Annotated in this window: 21 protein-coding genes and 1 pseudogene; 10 read left to right on the top strand and 12 right to left on the bottom strand. The window is 70.4% G+C overall.

Annotated features, from left to right (window positions below):
- Positions 1-242 precede the first annotated feature (242 nt).
- Both ACR2FV_RS00625 and ACR2FV_RS00620 read right to left on the bottom strand, forming a co-directional pair.
- A complete protein-coding gene (locus ACR2FV_RS00625) occupies positions 243-1,364 on the bottom strand; it encodes a tyrosine-type recombinase/integrase (RefSeq protein ID WP_434013797.1) in 1,122 nt (373 codons plus the stop codon).
- A gap of 279 nt (positions 1,365-1,643) precedes the next feature.
- Positions 1,644-2,240 (bottom strand): DUF421 domain-containing protein, encoded by a 597-nt coding sequence (locus ACR2FV_RS00620; protein ID WP_434013796.1) that lies wholly within the window; start codon positions 2,238-2,240, stop codon positions 1,644-1,646.
- A 204-nt stretch (positions 2,241-2,444) separates the two neighbouring features.
- On the opposite strand from ACR2FV_RS00620, the gene ACR2FV_RS00615 reads away from it, so the two are divergent.
- From ACR2FV_RS00615 to ACR2FV_RS00590, 6 genes are read left to right on the top strand one after another with little or no spacing between them, the layout of a single operon-like run.
- Positions 2,445-5,399 carry a DUF4040 family protein gene (locus ACR2FV_RS00615; RefSeq protein ID WP_434013795.1) on the top strand — a complete coding sequence of 985 codons (2,955 nt, stop codon included), beginning with the start codon at positions 2,445-2,447 and terminating at the stop codon, positions 5,397-5,399.
- On the top strand, positions 5,396-5,734 hold the full coding sequence (locus ACR2FV_RS00610; RefSeq protein WP_434013794.1) for a sodium:proton antiporter: 339 nt from the start codon (positions 5,396-5,398) through the stop codon (positions 5,732-5,734). The genes ACR2FV_RS00615 and ACR2FV_RS00610 overlap by 4 nt, the downstream gene beginning before the upstream one ends.
- Entirely contained in the window at positions 5,731-7,245 is a 1,515-nt protein-coding gene (locus tag ACR2FV_RS00605; protein WP_434013793.1) for a monovalent cation/H+ antiporter subunit D family protein, read from the top strand. The genes ACR2FV_RS00610 and ACR2FV_RS00605 overlap by 4 nt, the downstream gene beginning before the upstream one ends.
- Complete coding sequence (locus ACR2FV_RS00600) at positions 7,242-7,595, top strand: Na+/H+ antiporter subunit E (protein WP_434013792.1); 354 nt, start codon at positions 7,242-7,244, stop codon at positions 7,593-7,595. The genes ACR2FV_RS00605 and ACR2FV_RS00600 overlap by 4 nt, the downstream gene beginning before the upstream one ends.
- Positions 7,592-7,852, top strand: a complete 261-nt coding sequence (locus tag ACR2FV_RS00595) for a monovalent cation/H+ antiporter complex subunit F (protein ID WP_434013791.1) — start codon at positions 7,592-7,594, stop codon at positions 7,850-7,852. Before ACR2FV_RS00600 ends, ACR2FV_RS00595 begins: the two co-directional genes overlap by 4 nt.
- Positions 7,852-8,223: a cation:proton antiporter gene (locus tag ACR2FV_RS00590; RefSeq protein WP_434013790.1), complete on the top strand. Its 372-nt coding sequence runs from the start codon at positions 7,852-7,854 to the stop codon at positions 8,221-8,223. The genes ACR2FV_RS00595 and ACR2FV_RS00590 overlap by 1 nt, the downstream gene beginning before the upstream one ends.
- A gap of 22 nt (positions 8,224-8,245) precedes the next feature.
- Here the strand turns inward: ACR2FV_RS00590 and ACR2FV_RS00585 are convergent, their stop codons facing one another.
- The 5 genes from ACR2FV_RS00585 to ACR2FV_RS00565 all read right to left on the bottom strand — a co-directional run bounded on the left by ACR2FV_RS00585 (position 8,246) and on the right by ACR2FV_RS00565 (position 14,504).
- Positions 8,246-8,860 (bottom strand): DUF5063 domain-containing protein, encoded by a 615-nt coding sequence (locus ACR2FV_RS00585; protein WP_434013789.1) that lies wholly within the window; start codon positions 8,858-8,860, stop codon positions 8,246-8,248.
- Positions 8,861-8,882: 22 nt separating this feature from the next.
- Positions 8,883-9,482: a recombination mediator RecR gene (gene recR / locus ACR2FV_RS00580; protein WP_434013788.1), complete on the bottom strand. Its 600-nt coding sequence runs from the start codon at positions 9,480-9,482 to the stop codon at positions 8,883-8,885.
- A gap of 57 nt (positions 9,483-9,539) precedes the next feature.
- A complete protein-coding gene (locus tag ACR2FV_RS00575; protein ID WP_434013787.1) occupies positions 9,540-10,214 on the bottom strand; it encodes a lysophospholipid acyltransferase family protein in 675 nt (224 codons plus the stop codon).
- A gap of 11 nt (positions 10,215-10,225) precedes the next feature.
- Positions 10,226-12,112 carry a DNA polymerase III subunit gamma and tau gene (locus tag ACR2FV_RS00570; protein WP_434013786.1) on the bottom strand — a complete coding sequence of 629 codons (1,887 nt, stop codon included), beginning with the start codon at positions 12,110-12,112 and terminating at the stop codon, positions 10,226-10,228.
- A gap of 76 nt (positions 12,113-12,188) precedes the next feature.
- Positions 12,189-14,504, bottom strand: a complete 2,316-nt coding sequence (locus ACR2FV_RS00565) for a HelD family protein (RefSeq protein WP_434013785.1) — start codon at positions 14,502-14,504, stop codon at positions 12,189-12,191.
- A gap of 332 nt (positions 14,505-14,836) precedes the next feature.
- Here ACR2FV_RS00565 and purD point away from each other — a divergent pair, with 332 nt between their 5' ends.
- The 4 genes and pseudogenes from purD (at position 14,837) to purL (ending at position 20,520) form a co-directional block, all read left to right on the top strand.
- A complete protein-coding gene (purD, locus tag ACR2FV_RS00560; RefSeq protein WP_434013784.1) occupies positions 14,837-17,131 on the top strand; it encodes a phosphoribosylamine--glycine ligase in 2,295 nt (764 codons plus the stop codon).
- A 73-nt stretch (positions 17,132-17,204) separates the two neighbouring features.
- Positions 17,205-17,492 (top strand): phosphoribosylformylglycinamidine synthase subunit PurS, encoded by a 288-nt coding sequence (purS, locus tag ACR2FV_RS00555; RefSeq protein WP_434013783.1) that lies wholly within the window; start codon positions 17,205-17,207, stop codon positions 17,490-17,492.
- On the top strand, positions 17,489-18,169 hold the full coding sequence (gene purQ, locus ACR2FV_RS00550) for a phosphoribosylformylglycinamidine synthase subunit PurQ (protein ID WP_434013782.1): 681 nt from the start codon (positions 17,489-17,491) through the stop codon (positions 18,167-18,169). Before purS ends, purQ begins: the two co-directional genes overlap by 4 nt.
- 11 nt (positions 18,170-18,180) lie before the next feature.
- A pseudogene (purL, locus tag ACR2FV_RS00545) lies at positions 18,181-20,520 on the top strand (phosphoribosylformylglycinamidine synthase subunit PurL).
- A 446-nt stretch (positions 20,521-20,966) separates the two neighbouring features.
- On the opposite strand, the gene ACR2FV_RS00540 reads toward purL, so the two are convergent.
- From ACR2FV_RS00540 to fbaA, 5 genes are all read right to left on the bottom strand, one after another.
- On the bottom strand, positions 20,967-21,836 hold the full coding sequence (locus tag ACR2FV_RS00540) for a helix-turn-helix domain-containing protein (protein WP_434013781.1): 870 nt from the start codon (positions 21,834-21,836) through the stop codon (positions 20,967-20,969).
- Positions 21,837-21,838: 2 nt separating this feature from the next.
- Positions 21,839-23,128 (bottom strand): adenylosuccinate synthase, encoded by a 1,290-nt coding sequence (locus ACR2FV_RS00535; RefSeq protein ID WP_434013780.1) that lies wholly within the window; start codon positions 23,126-23,128, stop codon positions 21,839-21,841.
- Between the two features lie 70 nt (positions 23,129-23,198).
- On the bottom strand, positions 23,199-24,023 hold the full coding sequence (locus ACR2FV_RS00530) for a helix-turn-helix transcriptional regulator (protein ID WP_434013779.1): 825 nt from the start codon (positions 24,021-24,023) through the stop codon (positions 23,199-23,201).
- 157 nt (positions 24,024-24,180) lie between these two features.
- A complete protein-coding gene (locus ACR2FV_RS00525) occupies positions 24,181-24,585 on the bottom strand; it encodes a DUF3151 domain-containing protein (protein ID WP_434013778.1) in 405 nt (134 codons plus the stop codon).
- Positions 24,582-25,610 (bottom strand): class II fructose-bisphosphate aldolase, encoded by a 1,029-nt coding sequence (gene fbaA / locus ACR2FV_RS00520; RefSeq protein ID WP_434013777.1) that lies wholly within the window; start codon positions 25,608-25,610, stop codon positions 24,582-24,584. Before fbaA ends, ACR2FV_RS00525 begins: the two co-directional genes overlap by 4 nt.
- Positions 25,611-25,644: the final 34 nt, after the last annotated feature.

Here is a 25,644-nt window from a genome sequence, read left to right as displayed (position 1 = left end):
GGGAAGTCGTCATCAGCCGGCAAAGCAGCGACCGCCGGGGGCGTCTCGATCAGACAGACCACCGCGGCGCGCCGGAACTATGCAAGCTGCACTGCATCATGGAAGCGACCAGTCGACCATGGACGCGAGACCGGTGACTTGACGGCCCCGCAGATCTGCTGAGGCGGCATTCCAGTGCCTCGTGAGGTTTTACGATCAGATGTCTGCGGTCACATCCTCGTGAGCGTGGTCACAAGGAGCGGTCAATCACCGGCGGCAGCCAGTTCCGACAGGGCGGCAGCGATCTTGGCGTCGCGTCCCCGGGCCGCGTGCTGGTATCGCAGCGCCGCCTGTGGCGTGGAGTGGCCAATGCGGGCCATGAGTTCGGCCAAGGTCGCTCCGGTCTGCGCCGCAAGGACCGCACCGGTGTGCCGCAGATCGTGGACCCGCAGATCCGGCCTGCCCGCTGCCTCCCGTGCGGCGTACCAGTACCGGTAAATGGTGTTGGGGTGCACTTGGACTGCGGGATCCTTGACCGACGGGAAGACGAGAGCGTCCCGCCCCTCCCCTACGTGGGTGTTGAAGTGCTCGTGCAGCACGGGCAGGAGGTGGGGTGGGACCGCGACGTCTCGGACTCCGGCACTGCTCTTCGGCGTGCCGACCGTCACCTGCCCCCCGTGCCGGACCACGCCCCTTCGGACATGCAGCACCCCTGCATCCAGGTCCAGGTCGCCGCGCCGCAGCTCGGCCAGCTCACCGAACCGCAGGCCGCACCAGGCGCCGATCAGAACCAGCGCCTGGAATCTGGCGGGCATCTGCCGCACCAGGATCCCCAGTTCCTTCAGGGAGGCCGGCTCGACCCGCCTGCTCCGTGTCGCGACGCCGGCGCCCCGCACCTTGCAGGGGTTGGTGGCGAGGATCTCGTCGTGGACCGCGGTGCTCAGGATCGAGCGCAGCAACCCGTAGGTCTGGGCGCGCTGGGTTGGTCGGGTCGGGTCAAGCTCGCTGTGCCAGATCCGGACGACGGACGGGGTGATGTCCCGCAGCGACATGTCGTCGAACGTCGGGATGATGAATCGGTCCAACTGCCGCCGGTAGAGGGCGCGGGTCGTCGGCTTGACGTCGCGGTGTGTCAGCCAAGCCTCGGCGTACGGCCCGAATGCCTCGGCCCGGCGACGGACCTGCGCACGCCGGGAGCGGGTGGGCGACCACTCGTCCTCTTGAATGAGACGACGTTCCTGTGCGAGCCAGGCCTCGGCGTCGGCCCTCGTCTGGAAGGTGGAGGGTGCCCGGTGGAACCCTTGGTCGGGACCCATGTAGAAGGCCTGGTAGCGCCTGTTCGATCGCTTCCGGATGCTCCCGAAGTCCCGCTTGGTTCGCGGCATGTGTTGACACCTGCTGTCAGGTCTGGGCATAACTGGGGCATAACTGGCGGACAATGGTGTCCTGTTACGCCTCAGTCTCTCACGAGGTAGCCTACTGATTATTGCTGGTCAGACGCCTTAAGGCCTGGTCAGCGACACAGACTTCGAGTCGGGCGTAGGAGATTCAAATCCTGTCACCCCGACCACGTCAGACCTCGGTTGCCGCATTGCGCGGCCTTGTGCACATCGCGCGGTCGCCGGAAGCGGCGCCCTGCATCAAGAGCCGCGCAATGTGAGCGCCTACGGCTGGGGGTCCGGGGCGGCGAGCAGGTCGGCCGGCATCTCCGCCGCGCCGACGACGCCGCTGAGCAGCTGAGGGTCGACGAGCTCACCACGCCGGAGCACGCTGGTGGCCCCCGTCGGCTCGAAGACCACCGCCGCCACTTCGCGTGGGTGCCGGACGCCGGCCAGCCGCAGCCGGGACTGCAGCTCGCTGGGCAGCACGTGGCAGCGCGCCATGTTGTCCGCCAGCATCCGGTCACCGGCCATCAACAACACAGGATGGTTGTCGATCATCGTGGCGCCGATCCGGGTGCGCCGGGCCATGCCGACCAATCCCTGCAGCAGGATCAGCGTGGCCAGCGCGATCAGGCCTGCGCTGAAGGCGGGGAACTCACCCAGCGCGCTGCGCCCGATCACGGCGCCGAACGCGATCACCGCCGCCAGGTCGAAGCCGGACATCCCCGACAGCATGCGCGGCCCCAGCAACCGGACCAGCAGCACCATCGCCAGGTACATCCCGATCGTGGACAGCACGACGGCCAGGCTCTCCAGGGGGCTGACGGTCAGTAGCTCCCAGAGCCCGAGACTGTCCCGCTCCAGCACGTCAGGGGGCACCCTGGGCACCCTACTCCGGCCGTACCCCCTGGTCGTGCGGCCTGCGAGCCACAGTCCAGCCCGCAGCTTTAGCGCCGAATTGCCGGGACGTCAAGCATGGTCTTCACCTAGTCCTGACCGGGTATGTCGTTGCTACACTCCGGCCCATGCCCGACCCTGACTCGACGACGTCCGGCGTCGTCCGAGCACGGGCGGCCTGATCCCGTGAATCTGCTCTGGACCCTGCTCATCCTCGTCGGGGCCGTTGCCGCCGCGCCGGCGTGCACCCGGTGGCTGGGCCGGGACGCCGGCTACCCCCTCGCCGGCATCTACCTGCTGGCCACTGCAGCCTTCTTCCCGGCCGCCATGGATGTCATGGCCGGGGAGACCGTCACCTACTCCGTGCCCTGGGTGCCGGCGCTCGACCTCAACTTCGCCCTGCAGGCCGACGGCATCGGGGTGGTGTTCACCTTCATCGCGTTGATCATCGGGGCGGTGGTCTTCGCCTACTCGGCGCGCTACCTGCACGACGGGCGGCATCTGAGCTTCTACCTCGTGATGTGCGCGTTCACCCTGTCCATGGTCGGGCTGGTCCTCGCGGACGACATGATCCTGCTCTTCCTCAGCTGGGAGCTGACCTCGCTCGCGTCGTTCCTGCTGATCGCCCGCTCCGGCTACGGCGGCGAGCTGGCCTCGCTGCGCACCCTGATCATCACCTTCATCGGCGGACTCACCATGCTGGCCGCGACGGTGTCGATCATCGCCCGCACCGGCACCACGTCGGTCACCGAAGTCCTGGCCGACCCGGTATGGACCACCGACCCGGCCTTCACCACCACGATGGCCATCCTGGTGCTGGTGGCCGGCTTCACGAAGTCGGCGCAGTTCCCCTTCCACAGCTGGCTGCCCGACGCGATGGCCGCGGCCACGCCGGTCAGCGCGTACCTGCACGCCGCTGCGGTCGTCAAGGCCGGCATCTTCTTGCTGATGCGCTTCAGCCCGGCATTCCACGAGACGCCGGTGTGGAACTACACACTCATCATCACCGGCCTGTTCACCGGTGCGATGGCCGCCTGGTTCGCCGCGCAGAAGACCGACCTGAAGAAGCTGATGGCGTACTCCACGGTCAGCCAGCTCGGCCTGATCGTGGCCACCATCGGCATCGGCACCGAGGAGGCGCTGGCCGCGGCGACCCTGCACATCATCGCGCACGCGCTGTTCAAGTCCGGGCTGTTCATGATGGTCGGCGTCATCGACCACGCGGCACACACCCGGGATATGCGGCGCCTGCCTGCGCTCTACAAGAAGATGCCGTGGTCGTTCGCCGCGGTCGTCCTGGGCTGCGCCTCCATGGCCGGCATCCCGCCGATGCTGGGCTTCGTCTCCAAGGAGTCCATCTTCACCGCGATGCGGGAGGCACCCGGACCCGAGTGGTTCGGCTGGGCCGCCCTGGCGGGGGCGGTCGGTGGTGCGGTGCTGACCTTCGCCTACTGCGCCAAGATCGTCTTCGGCGGCTTCGTCGACGGCACCCGCACCGACATCGAGGTGCACGAGGCGGCCCCCTCGCTGCTGCTGCCGGCGGCCCTGCCCATCGTGGTCGGCCTGCCGCTGGCGATCTTCGTCGGGGTCCTGGACACCCCCGTCGGGCAGGCCGTCCGGGCCGCCCTTCCCGAGGTCGAGCATGAGGTGCACCTCGCGTTCTGGCACGGGCTCAACCTCGAGCTGGCCCTGTCCGCCCTGGTCATCGCCGTCGGCATGCTGATCATCCTCAACCGCGCCGGCCTGCGGCGCTGGGTCGAGCACGAGACGCTCTCGGTCGACGGCGCCTGGATGATGACGCGGATGGTGCGCCACCTGACCACCTTCGGCCGGGTCCTGGTCGGCACCGTCCGGGCCGACAACCCAACGCGGCACGTGGCTGCGCAGTTCACCGTGCTCAGTGTGGTCATCGTCGGCGGGGTGCTGAGCATCCTGGCCACCTCCGGTCTGGCCCCGCAGACCCCGGGCCTTGGCCGCCCGATCGACGCGCTGCTGCTGCTGGTCATCGTCGGTGGGGTGATCGGGCTGACCCGGGCCGACTCGCGACTGGCCGCCACGGTCAGCCTCTCGGCGGTCGGCATCACCGTCACCGTGCAGATCTTCGCCCTCGGCGCCCCCGACGTCGGGCTGACCCAGCTGCTGGTCGAGGCCCTCACGGTGCTGATGATCATGCTGGTTCTGCAGAAGCTGCCGTTGCGCTTCGTCAGGGCCCCCCGGTGGGGTCAGCGGGCCGCCGCCGGGCTGGCGGTGCTCGCGGGACTCGCCGCAGGTCTGGTGACGTGGGCGCTGACCGGGCGCCGCGAGCTCAGCGCCGTCGCCGACTACTACCTCGAGGAGACCTACGAGGAGACCGGCGGCAAGAACATCGTCAACACGATCCTGGTCGAGTTCCGGGCCCTGGACACCTTGGGCGAGCTGACCGTGCTGGGCATGGCCGGCATCGCGATCATCGCGGTCCTGTCCACAGTCCGGGACCGGGAGCTGGACCCGGACGCCGAGCACGACCACAACTACGTGCCCGCGCCCGACATACCGCTGCGTCCGGCCGGCTCCACGGCGCACCGGGCGATGACCGAGTCGTGGGGCAACGCCGTCCCCCTGCAGATGCTGATCCGGGTCACGGCACCTCTGCTCGCGGTCATCTCCGCCATCCTGTTCCTGCGCGGGCACAGCAGCCCCGGCGGCGGCTTCATCGCCGCGCTCGTGGGCTCCTCGGTCGTCGCGCTGATCTATCTGAGCGCCGCCCGGGACCACCAGGTCGGTCCTCCGCGAGCCCCGGTGACCCTGATCGCCGCCGGCGTCCTGCTGGCCCTGGCCACCGGCATCTGGGGGCTGCTGGCCAAGGGCTCGTTCCTGGAGCCGATCCACGGGGAGTTCGCCGGTCAGGCGATCTCCTCGGCCATGGTCTTCGACCTCGGCGTCTACTGCGCGGTCCTCGGCCTCGTGATGGCCGCGTTCAACCTGCTCGGGGCGACCGAAGACGCCGAGGAGGGCACTCGGGAGCGCGCAGACGAGAGCTTCGAGGGCGAGGTGCACGGCCCGCTGGAGACCGTGCGCGGTGAGCGGCCCACCGGCGGACTGACTCCACGCTCCACCCACCTGACCTCGGACACGCAACCCACCACGAGGAGTCGATCGTGACCTCGCTGCTGCCGATCACCATCGGCATCCTCGTCGCCGGTGGCGTCTACCTGATGATGCAGCGGGCCATGATCCGGATCATCTTCGGCCTCGCCCTGCTCAGCCACGCCGCCAACCTGATTCTGCTCACCACCGGTGTCACGGCCAAGCGTGACGAGCCCCTGGTCAACAAGATGGACGTAGCGGCCGCCGCGGACCCGCTCCCCCAAGCCTTCGTGCTGACAGCCATCGTGATCGCGTTGGCCGTGACGGTCTACATGCTCACACTCGCGGTGATCGGGCACAACGACGACACCAAGCGGATGCCGGAGACCGGGGAGTACCACGACCGATGATCTCCGAGCTCCTCCCCCTGTTCGTGATCGTCCCGCTCACCGCGGCGGCGATCTCGGTCCTGATCCGGCATACCGCCGCGCAGCGAGCCGTCCTCATCGGCGTGCCGGCGTTGATCTGCCTCGCGGGAGCCCTGCTGGTGCTGGAGCACCGCAGCACTCCTGTCATCGCGCACAACATCGGCGCCTTCCCCGGTGGGGTGTCCATCCCGTTCGTCTCCGACACCCTGTCGGCGCTGATGCTCACGGTGACGGCGTTCACCACGACGGTGACCTCGGTGTTCCTGACCCAGACGGGCGAGGACCGCCTCCGCTTCGTCCCGGCCCTGGCCCTGATGCTGACCGCCGGCGTCAACGGCGCCCTGCTGACCGGCGACCTGTTCAACCTCTTCGTCTTCATCGAGGTCATGCTGCTGCCGTCCTACGCGCTGATCGCGGTGACGGGCACCTGGCGGCGGCTGGGCATCGGCCGGCTGTTCGTGGTGGTCAACCTGACGACCAGCACCATCCTGCTGATCGGTGTGGGCCTGGTCTACGCCACCGCCGGCACGGTCAACCTGGCCGAGCTGGTCGGGGCGGCCGCCGAAGACCCCCGAGTGAGTCTGGCCATCTCCATCGTGCTGCTCTCCCTCGGCATCAAGGCAGGGCTGGTGCCCACCCATGGATGGATGCCGAGGTCCTACCCCGCGACCTCCGCGGGCATCATGTCCCTGTTCGCCGCGGTGCACAGCAAGGTCGCGCTCTACGCCATCTACCGGATCTACTCGATGACCTACGAGGGCCAGGCCGCGTGGTCGCCCGTGCTGGCACTCATCGTGGCGTTGACCATCCTCATCGGGGCCTACAGCACCTTCGGCGAGCACATCATGCGGCGGGCGCTGGCCTGGCAGATGATCACCGGGATCGGGCACATCCTGCTCGGCGTGGCGCTGTTCACCCAGCTCTCGCTCGCCGCGGGGATCCTCTACATGGTGCACCACATCGTGACCATGGGAGCGCTGCTGCTCACCTCCGGGGCGATCGAGCAGACCTACGGCAGCGGGCGCTACGAGCGCCTCGCCGGGCTGGCCAAACGCGACCCCTGGGTGGCCGCGGTCTATGCGTTCGCGCTGCTCTCCCTGGTCGGTCTGCCGCCCTCGTCCGGCTTCTTCGGCAAGGTCAGTCTGCTGCAGGCGTCGGCCGATGCCGGAGGCTGGCAGCAGTGGACCTTCATCGCGGTGATCACGGTCGCCGCCTTCGGCAACCTCATCGCGGCGCAGAAGCTGTGGTCGGGGGTCTTCTGGGGCCCACAGATGGAGAACTACCGCCCGGCCAGCCCCCGATCCGGACGGGGGCGACGGGTGCCCCTACCTCGGACCACGCACGTCAAGGCGCGCCTGGCAGCTCCCGGCGCCTTCCTGTGCGTCACCCAGCTGGCCATCTTCCTGGGGGCCGGCGCCATCCTCCCGATCACCTTCCGAGCGGCGCAGGGCCTGACCAACCTGGCGCCGTATGTCGAGGCGGTGCTGCAATGATCCATCCCCTGAACGCGGTGCGCTACTTCGGCTTCATCACCTGGGAGGTGCTCTCCGGTGCCGTCACGGTCGCTGTCGACGCCTTCACCCCCGGCAAGGGCGCCACCCCGATGATCGTGGAGCTGCCGCTGCGGTGCACCACCGACTTCGAGGTCACCACGATGGCGTCCTCGATCACCATCACCCCCGGCACCATCACGGTCGGCATCACCCCGGCGACCGGGCCCGCCCCGGCGACGCTGTTCGTGCACTCCATGTATGTCGCCGAGCGGGAGGACGTGCTCGAGGGGCTGCACGACATGGAGCGCCGGCTGCTGCTGATGACCCGGGGCAAGGAGGCGGACAGATGACCGTCATCGTCTGGGTCACCGTCGCGATCCTGATCGTCTCGGCGCTGCTGGGGATCCTCCGCCTCATTCTGGCCACCGACGAGGCCACGGCCGCCGCCGTCAGCGACCTGATCTACTTCTGCGCCGTCGGGACCTTCGTGATGATCGCGACGCTGTTGGACTCCTCGGTGATCTTCGACGTGGCCTCCATCGCCGCACTGCTGGGCATCCTGGCCACGGTCGCCTTGTCCCGCATCCTGACCCGGGGGCGCCGCTGATGGACACCGTGCTGCTCATCCTGATCGCCGTGCTCTCGATCGGCGGTGCGTTCTTCGTGCTGGTCAGCGCGCTGGCGATGCTGCGGGTCGGCGACGGCCTGAGCCGGATCAACGTGCTCAGCCCGGCCACCGGCATCGGTCTGCCCGCGATCGTCGCTGCTGCGTTCATCCACGACCTGCAGATGCACGGCTTCGACGTCTTCGACCTGATCAAGACCACGGTCGCGATCGTGGGCTTCATCATCCTGTCGTCGGTGGCCAGCAACACCCTCGGCCGCGCGACCTACCGCTCGGGGTGTCCGCTGGACCCGGACACCCAGCCCAACGAGCTGGCCCAACGGCCCTCGGAGACGCCTCGCGAGCTGCCCTGAGGCTCCGGGCAGGCGCGAGCGTTCAGCCGACGGGGTCGGCGGCCGAGTCAGCGTGCAGGGCCGCCATCTCCGCCTCCATCACTATCTCCTCATCGACATCCAGCCGCACGTGGGCCAGCAGGGCCAGCACGACCCGCAGGGCCGACGCCGCACGCTCCCCCCAGGACGACAGATAGCTGAACTGCCACCACCACAGCGCCTCCGTGGTCGCACCGGCGTCGTGGTGCCGCAGGCCGTGCGAGAGGTCGGCTGCAATGCTGACCACGTCGTTGGCCAGGCTGCCGCGCACTACCTCACCGGTGAGCACCGGATCCTGCACCTCGGCATACTCATCGACCCCGGTGAGCAGGGCCTGCAGCCCCTCGCGGATCAGGTCCAGGTCGGGGTCCGGGCCGTGGTCGGGCTCGAACCGCTCTGCCGGGACCACGTCGACCATGGCGCCCAGCCGGGCGCCGGCGCCCTGCACCTGGGACAGGGCCAGCAGCAGCATGGGCAGCGCCGCCTCGGGAGCCGTCCCGGCGGCCACCTCCCGCACGGCCACGAGATAGGTCCGCGCCTGGGCGGCGGTCTCCACGGCTAGGCCGGACAGATCGGTCCCTACCGCGGAGCCATCCGCACTTCTGCCGTCCTGCTTCATTGCACCTCTCCTTGCGCCCGTCTCAGGCCTCGATCAGTCGGCGTCCCTCGAACGCCCGGCCCAGGGTCACCTCGTCGGCGTACTCCAGGTCCCCGCCGACGGGCAGGCCGGAGGCCAGCCGGCTGATCGGCACCTGCATCGAGCGCAGCAGCCGGGTCAGGTAGGTCGCGGTGGCCTCCCCCTCCAGGTCGGGGTCGGTCGCGATGATGACCTCGGTCACCGCGCCGTCGGCCAACCGGCTCATCAGCTCCTTGACCCGCAGGTCCTCGGGACCGACGCCACCGATCGGGTTGATGGACCCGCCGAGCACGTGGTAGCGGCCACGGAACTCGCGGGTGCGCTCGATCGCCTGGACGTCCTGGGACTGCTCGACCACACAGATCAGCGCCGGGTCGCGACGGGGGTCCAGGCAGATCCGGCACTGCTCCGCCTCGGCGACGTTGCCGCAGGTCACGCAGAACCGCACCTTGTCCTTGATCTGCTGCAGAGCTTCGGCAAGCCGGACGACGTCGTCGGGATCGGTGGACAGCAGGTGGAAGGCGATCCGCTGCGCGCCCCTCGGACCGACGCCAGGCAGTCGGCCGAGCTCGTCGATCAGGTCCTGGACCACTCCTTCGTACACAGGGCGACTGTATGCGGATCAGCTGGGGATGCGCGAGCGACCCACCGATTCGGGTGCTCAGTCGGCTGCCTCGGGTGGTCGCTGGTTGTAGTCCGGCGTTGTCTCTTGGCCGCTCATCGTCTGCACCGCCAGGCGGATCTCGTCGGCGACCTCCCGCCGGGCCCGGCCGGCCGGGACACCGGCATAGCGTTCGGTGAAGGTCATGGGCGGCCCGAACTGCACCCCGAAGCGCTGCACCTTGGGCAGCCGTCGCCCGATCGGCTGCAGCTCGTCGGTGCCGGTCAGCGCCACCGGGACGACCGGGCAGTCGGCCTCCAGCGCCAGCCAGGCCACCCCCGTCCGGAAGCGGTACAGCCGCCCGTCGCGGGAGCGCGTGCCCTCCGGGTAGATCCCGAAGGCGCCGCCACCGCGAAGGTGTCCCAGGGCCAGGTCCAGTGACTGCTGGGCTGCCCTGGTCTGGTCGCGCTCGACCGGGATCGAGCCGATTGCGGTGAAGAAGGTCCGGTTGACCCGGCCTTTGAGGCCGCTTCCCGTGAAGTACTCGGCCTTGGCCAGGAAGGACACCTGACGGGGTGCGGTGAGGGGGATCGCCACGCTGTCGGCGAACGACAGGTGGTTGCTGGCCAGGATGACCGGTCCGGCCTGGGGCACGTGCTCCGCTCCCACGATGTGGGGTCGCCACAGCGCCAGGGCCGCAGGTCGGACGGTGAAGTGCAGGAAGCGATAGAGCATGCGTCCTCGCCTCATGGGGCGGGCGCGTCATCGATGGCGATCACCGTGCCACCCAGCACGCTCTCGATGACCGGCTGGCCGAACGAGCCTGAGGTGTGGAGGTCCTCGTCGTCCTCGCGCGTCGGGGGCTCCTGGTCGGGCGGTCGCGCCCCGGAGGCCCGGTCGGCGCCGCCGCTCGGCGGTGACCCGTGGGGGTCACGACCCTGGGGCGCCCGACCCTGGCCCGCCCGCCGAGGCTCACCGTCATCACCTTGCCCGGCGCCGACCGTGCTCTCCACCCGGGTGTCCAGGCCGAGGGACTCGATGAGCGCCTGACGCACGACCTCGGCGTGGTTGCCCCGCCGAAACGTCTCGGCCTGACCGGCGGTCGCGATCTCCAGCAGCAGCCGGCGGCCGTCGTAGTCGAGCACGGTGGTGTTGACCGACACGAAGCTCCAGGTGACCCGGCGGATGGCCTTGACGGCGTCGAGAACCTCGGGCCAGTGCCGCCGCACGGCGTCGGTGTCCAGGCCGCCGGGGGTCGGTGTCGCGGCGGGTGGCCTCTGGAGGGGCGCCGGACCGGTCGGGCCAGCCGAAGCCGCCGGTGGGGTGGCGGACCGCGCCCCGGCGGGCTGCGACGGCGATGACGGCTGCCGCTGTGACGGCGATGCTGGCTGCCGCTGTGACGGCGATGCTGGCTGCCGCTGCGACGGCGCGGACGGGGCCGCGGTCACCGGCGGGGGCGTACTGTCGGGCCGGGCGGCCGAGAGCCGACGTTCGATCCGGTCCAACCGTGCGGCATACCCCTGCTCGCCCGTCGCGCCGGGCAGCAGCAGTCGGGCGCAGATCAGCTCCAGCAGCAGCCGGTAGGAGACCGCGCCGGTCATCTCCGCGAGCCCCCGGCTGACCACGTCGGCGCATCGTGTCAGCGAGGCGATGCCGTAGGACGACGCCTGGTGTCTCATCCGGTCGACCTGGTCCCGTGGGATCCCCGGCAACAAACCGTCGGCGTGCTCGCCGACCGCTGCCAGCACGATCAGGTCGCGGTAGCGCTCCACCAGGTCCTCCACGAACCGGCGAGGGTCGTGCCCGGACTCCATCACCCGGTCGACCTGACCGAACACGGATGCGGCATCGCCTGCGGCCACCGCGCCGACCACCGCGTCGAGCAGCTCGCTGTCGGTGAAGCCCAGCAGCGTCGCGGTGCGCTCGTAGCTCAGTCCCTCCGGCCCGGCGCCGGAGATCAGCTGGTCCAGCACGGACAGGGAGTCGCGCACCGACCCGCCGCCGGCCCGGGTCACGAACGAGAGCACCCCGGTCTCCAGCCCCACCTGCTCGGTGGCGCAGACCTGCTCGAGGTAGCCGGTCAGCCGCTGCGGCGGCACGAGGTGGAAGGGGTAGTGGTGGGTGCGGGAGCGGATCGTGGAGAGCACCTTGTCGGGCTCGGTCGTGGCGAAGATGAACTTCACGTGCTCCGGCGGCTCCTCGACCACCTTGAGCAGGGCGTTGAAGCCGTGCGTGGTGACCATGTGGGCCTCATCGATGATGTAGACCTTGAAGCGCGCCTGGGCCGGTCCGAAGGCCGCCCGCTCGCGCAGGTCGCGGGCGTCGTCGACCCCTCCGTGGCTGGCCGCGTCGATCTCCACCACGTCGATCGCGCCTGCCCCCCCACGGGCGAGGGCCACGCACGAGTCGCACTGCCCGCACGGCTGCGGCGTGGGGCCCTGCGCGCAGTTGAGACACCGCGCCAGGATGCGGGCGCTCGTCGTCTTGCCGCAGCCGCGCGGCCCGCTGAACAGGTAGGCGTGGTGCACGCGCCCGCTGCGCAGCGCCTGCATCAACGGTTCGGTGACGTGCTCCTGGCCGATGACATCGGCGAAGGTCTCCGGTCGGTATCGCCGGTACAGCGCAGTGCTCACGGCACCGACCCTAGCGGTCCGGGCCGACCACGTGGCCCCTTGCCCACAGGGCGTCCCCGTCGGCACCGGCGCTCGCTCAGGCGACCCGCAGCACGGTCATCCGGTGTGCCGCCCGGGTCAGCGCGACGTAGAGCATCCGGGCACCGCCCGGCGACTCGCGCACGATCTCCTCGGGGTCCAGCACCACCGTGGCGTCGTACTCCAGCCCCTTGCTGGACAGCGGATCCGCCAGCACCACCCGGTCGGCGTACCCGCCGACGACGCGGGCCACGCCCTCCAGCCGGCGCCGCGGGCCGATGACCGCGATGGTCCCCTCGACCTGGTCCACCAGCTCCGCGACCGCCTGCTCGGTCTGCTGGAGCAGCTCTCCAGCGGCGACCGTGCGCTCCACGGGCCGGTCACCGGTCTCCCGCACGGCCCGCGGGATGTCGGCCTCGGGCACGTGGTCACGGATCAGCCGCTGCGCGACCTCGAAGATCTCCCGCGCGTTGCGGTAGTTGGTGTCCATGTGGAAGTGCCGTCGGGTCGCCGCCCCGAAGGCCTCGTCACGGGCGACCCGCGCCTGCGCCAGGTCCGGCCAGGACGCCTGGGCATCGTCGCCCACGACGGTCCAGGAGGCCGACCGGCCCCGCCGGGCAAGCATCCGCCACTGCATCGGTGAGAGGTCCTGGGCCTCGTCGACCAGCACGTGGGCGAAGTCGTCGACGGCGGTGAGCCGGCCGGCCAGCAGCCGCTCGAGGGGGTCGCGGGAGACCCGGTGGTATGTCGTGGGCTCACCGGCGCCCTGCCCGCCGGCCCCTGCGTCGTCGCCGGGGTTCGCTGCGCCGCGCTGCGTCCGGTCCTCTCCCCGCCCCGAGCGCAGTGCCGCCACGCCGTACTGCGAGGCGTCCTGCAGCTCCTCGATCTCGTAGAAGCCACGTTCTTCGACGGGCGGGGCGATCATCGGGCCGAGCATCGCCGCGAGCTCGTCGATCAGGGCGATGTCGGCCACCGACCACTCACCGCTGCGCCGGGCGACGTGCAGCGACTGGGCCAGGTCGCGCACCTGCGCGGCGTCGAGGTCGTGGCCGGCGACCTGCTCGGCCACACCGGGGTCGGCCAGCCGCAGCAGCACCTCTCGCGGGTCGACCGGGCGCCACCACTGCTGCACGAACGCCTCGACGTCCCGGGAGTCCTCGAAGCGACTGAGGAACTCCTCCCGGTCGCCCTCCCGCACCTGCCGCCACGCCAGCTCGCCCAGCACCCGGAGCACGACGTCGACCGGGCTGTTGCGTCGATGGTGGCGCAGCACGTCCCGGTGCGCCTGGGCCAGGGCAGGCTCGTCGAGCCGGACGGCGTGCCCTGCCACGAAGCAGCGCAGTCGCTGCGGCGCCTCCGGCAGCGGCAGCCGTGCCAGCCTGCTCAGCACGGCCCGCATCCGGGCCGAGCCCTTGACGAAGGCCGCCGGGGGCGCGTCCCACCGGTTGGCGGTGACGCCCCCCACGACGTCACCCAGGGAGCGCAAGGTGACGCTCTGCTCCCCCAGCGAGGGCAGCACCCGCTCGATGTATGCGGTGTAGGCGCTCGACGGGCCGACCACCAGCACGCCGCCGGACTCGAAGCGACGCCGGTTGGAGTAGAGCAGGTAGGCCGCCCGGTGCAGCGCGACGACCGTCTTGCCGGTACCCGGTCCGCCCGTGATCTCGGTCACCCCGCGGGCGGGTGCTCGGATGGCCTCGTCCTGATGCTGCTGGATAGTGGCGACGATGTCGCGCATCCGGGCACCCCGGCTGCGGGTCAACGCGGCCATCAGCGCACCGTCTCCGATGACGACCAGGTCGTCCGGGGCCTGCGCGACCATCAGGTCGTCCTCCACCCCCACGACCTGCTCGTCACGGCAGCGCAGCACCCGCCGCCGCAGCACCCCCAGCGGCTCCACGGGCGTGGCCCGGTAGAACGGCGCCGCCGCGGGGGCGCGCCAGTCGACCACGAGAGACTCATAGTCGTCGTCCCGCACGCCGAGCCGACCGATATAGCGGACCTCACGGTCCGGCAAATTCGTGCTGTGGTCGGGCTGGAGGTCCAACCGGCCGAAGACCAGACCTTCGTGCTGGTGCTGCAGGGACGCCCGGCGGCGGGCGGCGCTGTAGACCAGGGCGTCCCGCTCGAACAACCCGGTCATCTCCTCCTCGCGAGGCTCGCCGGTGCCGCGGCGGTCGGTCTGACCCCGCGCCATCCCCTCAGCGTGCACAAGATCGGCCCGGACCCCCGCCTTGGTCAGCTCCCGGTAGACCCGGTCCACGTGCGCCTGCTCACGGGTGATCTCGGCGTCCAGGGCAGCACGGACCTCGACAGTCACAGCATCCGTCCTCTCGGCTCGAGGCGCCCGGGCCTCCGGCACCGGCGAGCGCATCGCGAGCGACCCATAATAGCGAGCGGCACCTCCGACTCCGGATAGCCTCGCGGTATGCCGTCGAGCAGGCCTGCATTTGATCATCGCCTGACGAATGTCTCAAATTGGTCACGTGTTCCACTGGCGCCGGGGGTGCCGGTCGTGCCACGATAGGAAGACCGGCGTTCGCGTCGGCATGGGGACGCGCAGCGTCGCCGGCTTGGACCCCCCATCAAGTCGGCTGACCCCGCCTCATGGCAGTGGCCCGCCTGGGAGATGCCCCCCCGCCTCCCAGGCGGGCCACTTGCACGTCCGGGTCCGGACCGTTCCACGTGCTGGCTAGAGTCATCCCCGTGAAGGTCTTGGTGATCGGCGCCGGCGCCCGCGAGCACGCCCTGGTCCGCTGCCTCGATCTCGACGCTGCCGTGACCGAGGTGCTGGCCGGCCCCGGCAACCCGGGGATCGCCGAGATCGCGCAGTGCCTGCCCCACATCGGCGACGGCACCGACGCGGCCGCTGTCGTCGAGGCAACGCGACGGCACGCCGTCGACCTGGTGGTCATCGGCCCCGAGGCGCCCCTGGTCGCCGGGGTGGCCGACGCGGTCCGCGAGGCCGGCGTCCCCTGCTTCGGTCCCTCCGCCTCGGCGGCCCTGCTCGAAGCCAGCAAAGCCTTCGCCAAGGAGGTCATGGCCGCTGCCGACGTGCCGACCGCCCGGGCACACATCTGCACCGGCCTCGACGAGGTCGCCGAGGCACTGGACTCCACCGGGGCCCCCTACGTCGTCAAGGACGACGGCCTCGCCGGAGGCAAAGGGGTCGTCGTGACCGACGACCTCTATGCCGCGCTGGCGCACGCCCGGCGCTGCCTGGACAAGCCACGGGCCACGGTGGTCATCGAGGAGTTCCTCGACGGTCCCGAGGTGTCACTCTTCTGCCTGACCGACGGCCACGTCGTGCGGGCGCTCGCGCCGGCGCAGGACTTCAAGCGGCTCGGCGACGGTGACGTGGGCCCCAACACCGGCGGGATGGGGGCCTACAGCCCCCTGCCGTGGCTGGAGGACCAGGCGCCCGACCTGATCGGGACCGTGCTGGAGCGGATCGCCCGGCCGACCGTCGAGGAGATGCGACGCCGCGGTATGCCGTTCGTCGGAGTGCTCTACGTCGGGCTGGCGCTGACCTCTCGCGGACCCCGGGTGGTGGAGTTCAACGCGCGCTTCGGCGACCCGGAGACCCAGGCCGTGCTCGCCCGGCTGCGCACTCCCCTCGGCTCCGTGCTGTATGCCGCGGCGACCGGAGCGCTGGAGGAGGTGCCGCCGCTGACGTGGCATCCGGAGGCAGCAGTCACGGTCGTCCTGGCGGCGCCGGGCTACCCCGACAAGCCCCTCACCGGCATACCCCTGCGCGGGCTGGACCGCGCCGCCCGGATTGCGGGTACCCACCTGCTGCATGCGGGCACTGCGGCTGATTCGAGTCCCGACGCGGCGTCGGGAGCGCTGGTCAGCAGTGGCGGGCGGGTGCTCTCCGTCGTCTCACTCGGCACGGATCTTACCCAGGCCCGGGAGCGGGCCTACGCCGCCACGGACCTCCTCGAGATGGACGGCGCCCAACACCGGACCGATATCGCCCTCGCGGCAGCCGGCGGCGAGGTCGCGGTGCCCGGGGAGACCCCCCCGGGACGGGCCACGGACCCCTCCGGCGGCGTCGGGGAGATCCCGGGCCACGTGCGGATCTACTCGGGCAAGGTGCGCGAGCTCTATGCCCCGGTCGAGGAGCGGACCGGGGCGGTGCGGGACGACCGGCTGCTGCTGGTCGCCAGCGACCGCGTCTCCGCCTACGACCATGTGTTGAGCTCCCCCGTCCCGGACAAGGGCAGTGTGCTGACCCGGCTGTCCCTGTGGTGGTTCGACCGACTTGCCGACCTGGTGCCGCACCATGTGCAGTCGACCGACGTGCCCGCTCAGGTCGCCGGGCGGGCGGTCTACGTGCACCGGCTGCGGATGCTGCCGGTCGAAGCCATCGCCCGGGCCTACCTGACGGGGGGCGGGCTCAGGGAGTACCGACGGGACGGAACGGTGAGCGGGGTGCCGCTGTCCGAAGGTCTGGTCGACGGGTCCCGGCTGCCCGAGCCGATCTTCACCCCGTCGACCAAGGCCGCGCTCGGGGAGCACGACCAGCCGATGACCTACGACGAGGTGGTCTCGCTGCTGGGGCCGACGCTGGCCGCTCGGGTGCGTGACCTCACCTTGGCGATCCTGCGCCGCGGCAACGAGATCGCCGAGCAGCGCGGGATCCTGATCGCCGACACCAAGGTGGAGTTCGGGGTGGACCCGGTGGCGCTGGGCCTGCCGCACGACGCGGAGGTCGACTGGGCCGCGTTGGACCCGGGCCGGGTGCAGCTGGTGCTGGCCGACGAGGTGCTCACACCGGACTCCTCCCGGTTCTGGCGCGCGGCGCAGTGGGCACCGGGGTCGCCCCAGACGTCCTATGACAAGCAGGTGCTGCGCGACTGGCTCACCGGCCCGGAGAGCGGCTGGGACCAAGCATCGGGGGAGCCGCCCCCGGACCTGCCCGAGGTCGTGGTCGCGCTGACCCGGGGGCGTTACGTCGAGGCCTATGAGGCGCTGACGGGTCAGGCGTTCGATCGATAGACTCCGCCTCGATTCGTCTGCCCGATCAACCCTCACCGGACGACCCGTTCACCACGACCAAGGAGTGGCCCCCATGGCGACTGTCGTCGTTGACGTCATGCCCAAGCAGGAGATCCTGGACCCGCAGGGCCAGGCGGTGGTCGGGGCGCTGCGGCGCCTGGGCATCGAGCAGTTCTCGGACGTGCGCCAGGGCAAGCGGTTCACCCTCGAGGTCGAGGGAGAGATCACCGAGGACGTGCTGGAGGCGGCCCGGGAGGCGGCTGACACGCTGCTGAGCAACCCGGTGATCGAGGAGGTTGTCTCGGTCCGGGCGCAGCAGGACATCGACTCGGTCCGGGCGCAGCAGGAGCCCCCCGCATGAGGGTAGGGGTCGTCACCTTCCCCGGCTCGCTGGACGACGTCGACGCCCAGCGCGGCGTGCGGCTCGCCGGCGGCGAGGTGGTGCCGCTGTGGCACGGCGAGGACAGCGGGACGGCGCTGCGCGGTCTCGACGCCGTGGTGCTGCCCGGGGGGTTCTCCTACGGCGACTACCTGCGCTGCGGAGCGATCGCGCGGTTCGCGCCGATCATGGACGAGCTGGTGCCGGCTGCCCGTGGCGGGTTGCCGGTGCTCGGCATCTGCAACGGCTTCCAGGTCCTGTGCGAGTCACATCTGCTCCCCGGGGCGCTCGTGCGCAACGACCACCAGCAGTTCGTCTGCCAGGACCAGCGGCTGCGCATCGAGCGGGTGGACACCGCCTGGACCACCGACTTCGCACAGGACGAGGAGATCGTCGTGGTGCTCAAGAACGGCGAGGGCAGCTATCAGGCCGACGAGCACACCCTTGATGCGTTGGAGGTTGAGGGCCGCGTCGTGGCCCGCTACCTCGGCGTCAATCCCAACGGCTCGCGCCGGGACATCGCCGGGGTGAGCAACGAGCGCGGCAACGTCGTGGGCCTGATGCCGCACCCTGAGCACTGCGTCGAGGCCGGCTACGGGCCCAGTCTGGACGGCTTGCCGTTCTTTTCCTCGGTGCTGGCTGCGGCGGTGAACGCATGATGTCGGGGGGGATGCGAGGGGGGACACGGGGGGCGGAGGCCCCAGTGCGAGGGGGGACACGGGGGGCGGAGCCCCCCGTGCGACTGGGCACCGTCGAGCAGGCGCGGAGCACACCGGAGCACCCTCAGCCCTGGGCCGAGCTCGGGCTGAAGTCCGACGAGTATGCGCAGCTGGGCGAGATCCTGGGCCGACGCCCGACCAGCGCCGAGCTCGCCATGTATTCGGTCATGTGGTCCGAACACTGCTCCTACAAGTCCTCCAAGGTGCACCTTGGCCAGTTCGGCGACAAGACCGACCCGGCGATGCGCGAGCACCTGCTGGTCGGCATCGGGTAGAACGCCGGGGTCGTCGACATCGGCGATGGGTGGGCGGTGACCTTCAAGGTCGAGAGTCACAACCATCCCAGCTACATCGAGCCCTACCAGGGCGCGGCCACGGGGGTCGGCGGCATCGTCCGCGACATCATGAGCATGGGTGCTCGCCCGTTGGCGGTCATGGACTCGCTGCGCTTCGGTGCACTGGAGCATCCCGACACCGCGCGGGTGCTGCCCGGCGTGGTGGCCGGGGTCGGCGGCTACGGCAACTGCCTGGGCCTGCCCAACATCGGCGGCGAGGTCGCCTTCGACCCGTGCTACCAGGGCAACCCGCTGGTCAACGCACTGTGTGTCGGGGCGATGCGCGTCGAGGACATCCATCTGGCCTCGGCCAGCGGGGTCGGCAACCTGGTCGTCCTCTTCGGGGCCAAGACCGGCGGCGACGGCATCGGCGGAGTCTCGGTCCTCGCATCGGAGACCTTCGACTCCGCCAAGCCCGCCAAGCGACCGGCGGTCCAGGTCGGTGACCCGTTTGCGGAGAAGGTGCTCATCGAGTGCTGTCTGGACCTGTATGCCGCAGGCGTCGTCGCGGGCATCCAGGACCTGGGCGGGGCCGGGCTGAGCTGCGCCACCAGCGAGCTGGCCTCCAACGGCGACGGGGGCATGCGGATCCACCTTGACCGGGTGCCGCTGCGCGACTCCAGCCTCTCCCCCGAGGAGATCCTGATGTCGGAGAGCCAGGAGCGGATGATGGCTGTCGTCGAGCCCGCGCAGCTCGAGGAGTTCCTGGCCATCGCCGGCCGCTGGGAGGTGGAGGCGACCGTGCTCGGCGAGGTGACCGACGGCACACGACTGGAGGTCTACTGGGAGCAGGACCTGCTTGTCGACGTGCCCCCACGCTCGGTGGCCCACGACGGCCCGGTCTATCAGCGACCGCTGCAACGTCCGGCATACCTGGAGGCGCTGCAGGCCGACTCCACGGCAGGGCTGGCCGGACCGAGCACCGGAGCCGAGCTCGCGCAGGCGCTGCTGGATCTGCTGGGCTCCCCCAACGGTTGCGACCGCTCCTGGGTGACGCGGCAGTACGACCGCTACGTGCGCGGCAACACCGCTCAGTCGATGCCCGATGACGCCGGGGTGGTGCGGGTCGACGAGGCGACCGGGCGCGGGGTGGCATTGTCCGCGGACTGCAACGGCCGCTTCGTGCAGCTCGACCCGTATGTCGGGGCGCAGCTGGCCCTGGCCGAGGCCTACCGCAACGTCGCGGTGGCCGGGGGCGCTCCCGTGGCGGTCTCGGACTGCCTCAACTTCGGCTCCCCGGAGGACCCGGGGGTGATGTGGCAGTTCAGCCAAGCGGTGACCGGGCTGGCCGACGGCTGCGCGACGCTCGGGATACCCGTGACCGGCGGCAACGTGTCGTTCTACAACCAGACCGGCGCCGTCCCCATCCACCCCACGCCCGTGGTCGCGGTGCTCGGGGTGCTGGACGACGTGGCCACCCGCAACCCGTCGGGCTGGTCCAAGCCCGATGAGGCGATCTATCTGCTCGGCACGACCCGGGACGAGCTCGACGGCTCGATGTGGGCCGACGTGGCCCACGGCCACCTCGGCGGTCTGCCCCCCGCCGTCGACCTGGCGGGCGAGCGTCGGTTGGCCGAGGTGGTGCTGGCGGCGGGCGCGGGCGGTCTGCTGACCTCGGCGCACGACCTGTCCGAGGGAGGGCTGGGCGTCGCCCTGGCCGAGGGCGTGCTCCGTCACGGGGTGGGAGCCTCGGTGTCGCTGGACAGGGTGACCGATCGGGACAGCGTCGATGCGTTCGCGGCGCTGTTCAGCGAGTCGTCTGCCCGTGCACTGGTGACCGTGCGGAGCGAGGACACCGAGGCCCTGGAGCAGCTGTGCGCCGAGCACGAGCAGCCGGTGCTGCGCCTGGGCACGACCGGAGGCGAGGCGCTGGGCGTGGAAGCGCTCTTCGAGCTATCCATCGGCGACCTCCGCGCTGCGCATGACGAAGTCATCGAAGCGGCTCTGCGGGGCTGAGGCCGTCCCGGTCCGGCACCTTGTGGCGGTGGCTGGGTTCGATGCTGTGTTGTGTGCTCGGCACCGACATCGGTCGGGCGCCTCCCGAGACGACGGGGTGAGCGTTGTCAGTGCGGTGCTGCCGTCCACCCAGACGCCCCAGCGGGGCACCGAGTGCGGCCGGCCGCCCCGGCGCACACTGGCGATCCAGTGGTGCAGGGAGCTGGACAGCCGCGGCTCCACGTCCGACCAGCTCAGGAGTCCTGCGCTCTCGTCCGGCAGGCCGTAGCCCTCCGGCAGATCGGGGCGGCCAACAATCAGGGGCGTCCAGGCCATCCCGCGGTGGTAGGACGAGCCCCCTCCAGCGCATCACCACCCAGCGCCGGAGCGTTGCCTTGGGTGCAGAGTGCCGCGCTGCAGCCCAGCGCTGCGCGCAAAGGACTGCGCCGACGGGACCGATGCAGTGCTCATCGCCTCGAGTCTGGACCGTTGCGGTGGCCGCCGCCGTCAATGTTTGGTCGCTCCTCGGCCAGCCAGGCCGACGGCGAGCACCCCACCATCGCGGTGAACTCAGCGTCCAGGTGGGCGTGGTCCGCGTAGCCCGAGGCGAGCGCCGTGTCGGCCAGGGTGCGGTCGATGCCACCCACGATGCGGTGAGTCGCGGCGTCGAGCCGAGCCAGCCGACAGGCGGTCTTGGGGCCGACTCCCAGCTCACGACGCATCAGCGTGCGCAGCTGCCGGGTGCTGAGTCCTACCTGCTGCGCCAGCCGGTCCACCCGGATGCGCCCCCCGGAGCGCTGCACCTCACGCCAGGCATGGGCCACCTCCGCCCTGCCCTGCGGCACCTCGCCTCGGTCTGCCGTCGTGCACAACCCCTGGACGGTGGCGGTCAACTCCCCGACGTCACAGCCGTCGGCCAACCGCGCTCTCAGCTGAGCCGGTGCAGGCCCGAGGACGTCCTCGACGCCGAAGCCCGCCCCGGTCAACTCGGCGGCCGGCAGACCGAGCAGGCGCGGTGCTGCCAGGGGATGCAGAGCCAGCTGCACGCCACGCTGAGACCCCTGCATGCGCACCGCAGTGGCCCGGTCGTGCAGACCCGCGAGACAGCTGGGCAGGGCGGCCGCCGGTGTCGCGGGCCACGACGCGCCGACGCCGGGAGCCGACCCGTGCAGCCGGATCGGCTCACCGACGGTCACGATCAAGGTCAGCCAGCTGGACGGCATACCTCGATGCCATCGAGGCACCGGCTCGAGGTTGTCGTAGGCGACGGCGGAGACGACCCCGGCCTGCGCCATACCTGGCCAGCGCAACCGCGCGAACGCTGACCCGGACGTCATCGTCAGTCGCCGAGCAGGCCGAACCGCTGGATGGTCTCGGTGCGACCGGGTCCGACGCCGATCGCGGAGATCCGGGTGCCGATCAGCTCCTCCACGCGCAGCACGTAGGCCTGTGCGTTGGCGGGCAGCTCCTCGAAGCTCCGGCAGGCCGAGATGTCCTCCCGCCACCCGGGGAGCTCCTCGTAGATGGGCTTGGCGTGGTGGACGTCGGACTGGTTGACCGGCATCTCCTCGTGCTTGGTGCCCTGCACGTCGTAGGCGACGCAGATCGGCACGGTCTCCAGACCCGTCAGCACGTCCAGCTTGGTGAGCACCACGTCGGTCAGGCCGTTGACCCGCCGCGCGTAGCGGCCGACCACCGTGTCAAGCCACCCGCAGCGTCGCGGACGACCGGTCGTGGTGCCGTACTCCGCACCCGTCTTGCGCAGGAACTCACCGGAGTCGTCGTGCAGCTCGGTCGGGAACAGACCCTCCCCCACCCGGGTGCTGTAGGCCTTGAGGATGCCGATGACCCGGTCGATCCGGGTGGGTGCCACACCGGAGCCGGTGCAGGCACCGCCGGAGGTCGCGTTGGAGGAGGTGACGAAGGGGTAGGTGCCGTGGTCGACGTCCAGCAGCGTGGCCTGGCCGGCCTCGAAGAGCACGGTCTTGCCCGCGTCGAGCGCCTGGTTGAGGCACAGACCGGTGTCGGTCACCATCGGCCGGATCCGCTCCGCATGCAGCAGCAGCTCGGCCAACACCTCGTCGACCTCCACCGCCCGTCGGTTGTAGATCTTCAGCAGCACCTGATTCTTGACCTGCAGGGATGCCTCGATCTTCTGCCTCAGGATCGACTGGTCGTAGAGATCCTGCACCCGGATGCCGACGCGGCTCATCTTGTCAGCGTATGTGGGCCCGATGCCCCGCCCGGTGGTTCCCAGCCGGCGCTGGCCGAGGAAACGCTCGGTGACCTTGTCCAGGACCCGGTTGTAGGGAGGTATGACGTGCGCGTTGGCGCTGATCCGCAGATGGGAGGTGTCGACCCCTCGGGCCTCGAGCGCGTCGAGCTCCTCGATCAGCACGCCGAGGTCGACGACGACACCGTTGCCGATCACCGGGATGACCCCGGGGGTGAGGATGCCGCTGGGCAGCAGATGCAGGGCGTAGGTCTGGTCCTCGATGACGACCGTGTGCCCGGCGTTGTTGCCACCGTTGAACTTCACGACGTAGTCGACGCTGCCGCCGAGCAGATCGGTGGCCTTGCCCTTGCCCTCGTCGCCCCACTGGGTGCCCACCAGCACGATCGCCGGCATAGTGCCTACCTCTGTCGTCCTCGAAACGGTCGGGCACAGCGTACCGGCCGCCGCGCGGTGCTCCTCACCCTTACGTGATCGGTTGGTCGTGCTGACCTCGCCGGCCGATCTCCAGACCCAGCTGGAAGCGCGTCCGCACTCCGTAGCCGTCCACGAGGTCGGCCACCCGGCGACGCACCGTGCGCAGACCCACACCGAGATGCCGGGCGATCGCCTCGTCCTTGAAGCCCATCGCAAGCAGCTCCACGAGGCCGCGCGTCTGGGCGGACAGATCTGCCTGGAGCGCAAGCTCGCCCCTGCGCCAGTACTCCTCGAAGAGCGCGGTGAAGGCTTGGACGACGATCGGCACGCGGATGAGCAGGGAGTCGGCGTCGGGCTCCGGTCCCTCTTCGACCAGGACGACCGAGCTACCGAAGACCACAAACTGCAGGTCGATGTCCTCGACGAAGCGTTGTCGCTCACCGTCGGCCGCTCGGGCGTGGACCCAGTCTCGCCAAGCCGGGTCGGTCAGCACATCCAGCCGGAAGACCGTATGCACCGCCCGCCCCGCGTGGATGCCCTCGCGACGGGCGCGGATCACCGACGGGTCGTGCTCGGGCCCGGTCTGAACCCGAGCGGTCACCTGGCGGACGTCCCCTGGTGAGGTGCGGGCCGCCATCTGCACGATCTCCGAGGCGGTGGTGGGCGTCACCTCCTCGAAGGGGGGCAGCCGCGCAGGATGGTCCGGCGTGCCCGCGGCACGGTCCTGCTCGTAGCTCTCCAACGACCCCCGGAGCTGTACAACCCGCCGATGCTGCTCACCCAGCTCGGCCTCGGCCAGGTCCAGCAGCCCACCGATTCTGGCCAGCGCCACGCCCTGGTCCGGAGACTTTGCGGTTGGTGGTTGATCGTTCACCCAAGGCAGGATAGTGCCAATGGCAGGAAGGAGTCACTATTGGCCGCGACGGTGTGCTTCCATGGGACCTGTCGGGCACACCGCAGGGGACGCGCAGCCTGACGTTGCAGGGGTGTCATCGGTGTCGGGCCGCTCGGCCCGACACCGATGCCATGCCCTAAAGTCCCAGTTCGCGAGCTGCCTGCGCGGACGAGGCCCTCAAGAAGTCGGCGCAGCGACGCTGTTCCTCATCCTCGCCGATCCGTTGGGCAGCCACGGCCAGCGACGCCAGCGAGCGCAGAAAACCGCGGTTGGGCTCGTGCGACCACGGCACCGGACCCTGACCACGCCACCCTGCCTGGCGCAGCGCGTCCAGACCGCGGTGATATCCGGACCGGGCAAAGGCATATCCCTCCAGGTCCAAGCCGTCCTCCAGGGCATCCTGGGCCAGCACCGCCCACGCCAGGCTGGAGGAAGGATGGGCTGCGGCCACCTGCCGAGGGTCGATCCCCTGCTCCAGCAGGTCCGCCGCCGGGTCGACCGGCAGGTGAGTTGCCGGTATGCCGAGCAGGTCGTCGCTCACTGGTGCGTGCCCGCGCTACGCAGGTTCTCGCAGGCGGTGACGATCCGGGCGGCCATCGCCGTCTCGGCCTCCTTGCCCCATACGCGCGGGTCGTACTTCTTCTTGTTGCCCACCTCGTCGTCGACCTTGAGCACGCCGTCGTAGTTGGTGAACATGAAGCCTGCGATGGGCCGGGTGAACGCGTACTGCGTGTCGGTGTCGAGGTTCATCTTGATCACGCCGTAATCGACCGCTGTCGAGATCTCCTCCATCGTCGAGCCGGAGCCGCCGTGGAAGACCAGGTCGAAGGGACGCGCGTCGGCATCCAGCCCCAGCTCCTCGGCCGCCGCGGACTGCGCCTGCTTGAGGATCTCCGGCCGCAGCTTGACGTTGCCCGGCTTGTAGACACCGTGCACATTGCCGAAGGTCAGCGCCGTCAGGTAGCGGCCCCGGTCGCCGGCACCCAGGGCCTTGATCGTGGCGATGGCGTCCTCGGGGGTGGTGTAGAGCTTGTCGTTGCGCTCGTTGTCGACACCGTCCTCCTCACCGCCGACGACCCCGATCTCCACCTCCAGGATGATCTTGGCCTCGGCGCACTTCTCCAGCAGCTCCTCGGCGATCTGCAGGTTCTCCTCCAAGGGCACCGCCGAGCCGTCCCACATATGGGACTGGAAGATCGGCGTGCCGGTGCGCTGCACCTGCTCGGCCGAGGCGGCCAGGAGCGGACGCACGAAGTCGTCCAGCTTGTCCTTCGGGCAGTGGTCGGTGTGCAGGGCGATGTTGACGTCGTAGTGCTTGGCGACCTCGTGGGCGTAGGCCGCGAGCGCCAGCGACCCGGCGGCCATGTTCTTCACGGTCGAGCCGGAGAGGTAGTCAGCGCCTCCGGTGGACACCTGCACGATGCCGTCCGACCCGGCCTCGGCAAAGCCGCGGAGCGCGGCGTTGAGGGTCTGGCTCGACGTGACGTTGATGGCGGGGTAGGCGAACGAGCCCGCCTTGGCCCGATCCAGCATGTCGGCGTAGGCGTCGGGGGTGGCGATGGGCATGGGTCCTCCTCGTTGAGTCCGGGCTCTGCGTCCG

Origin of the sequence: Ornithinimicrobium sp. (genome assembly GCF_051004135.1) — a bacterium.
Taxonomy (GTDB): domain Bacteria; phylum Actinomycetota; class Actinomycetes; order Actinomycetales; family Dermatophilaceae; genus Ornithinicoccus.
This window is presented reverse-complemented; position numbering and strand designations above follow the sequence as displayed.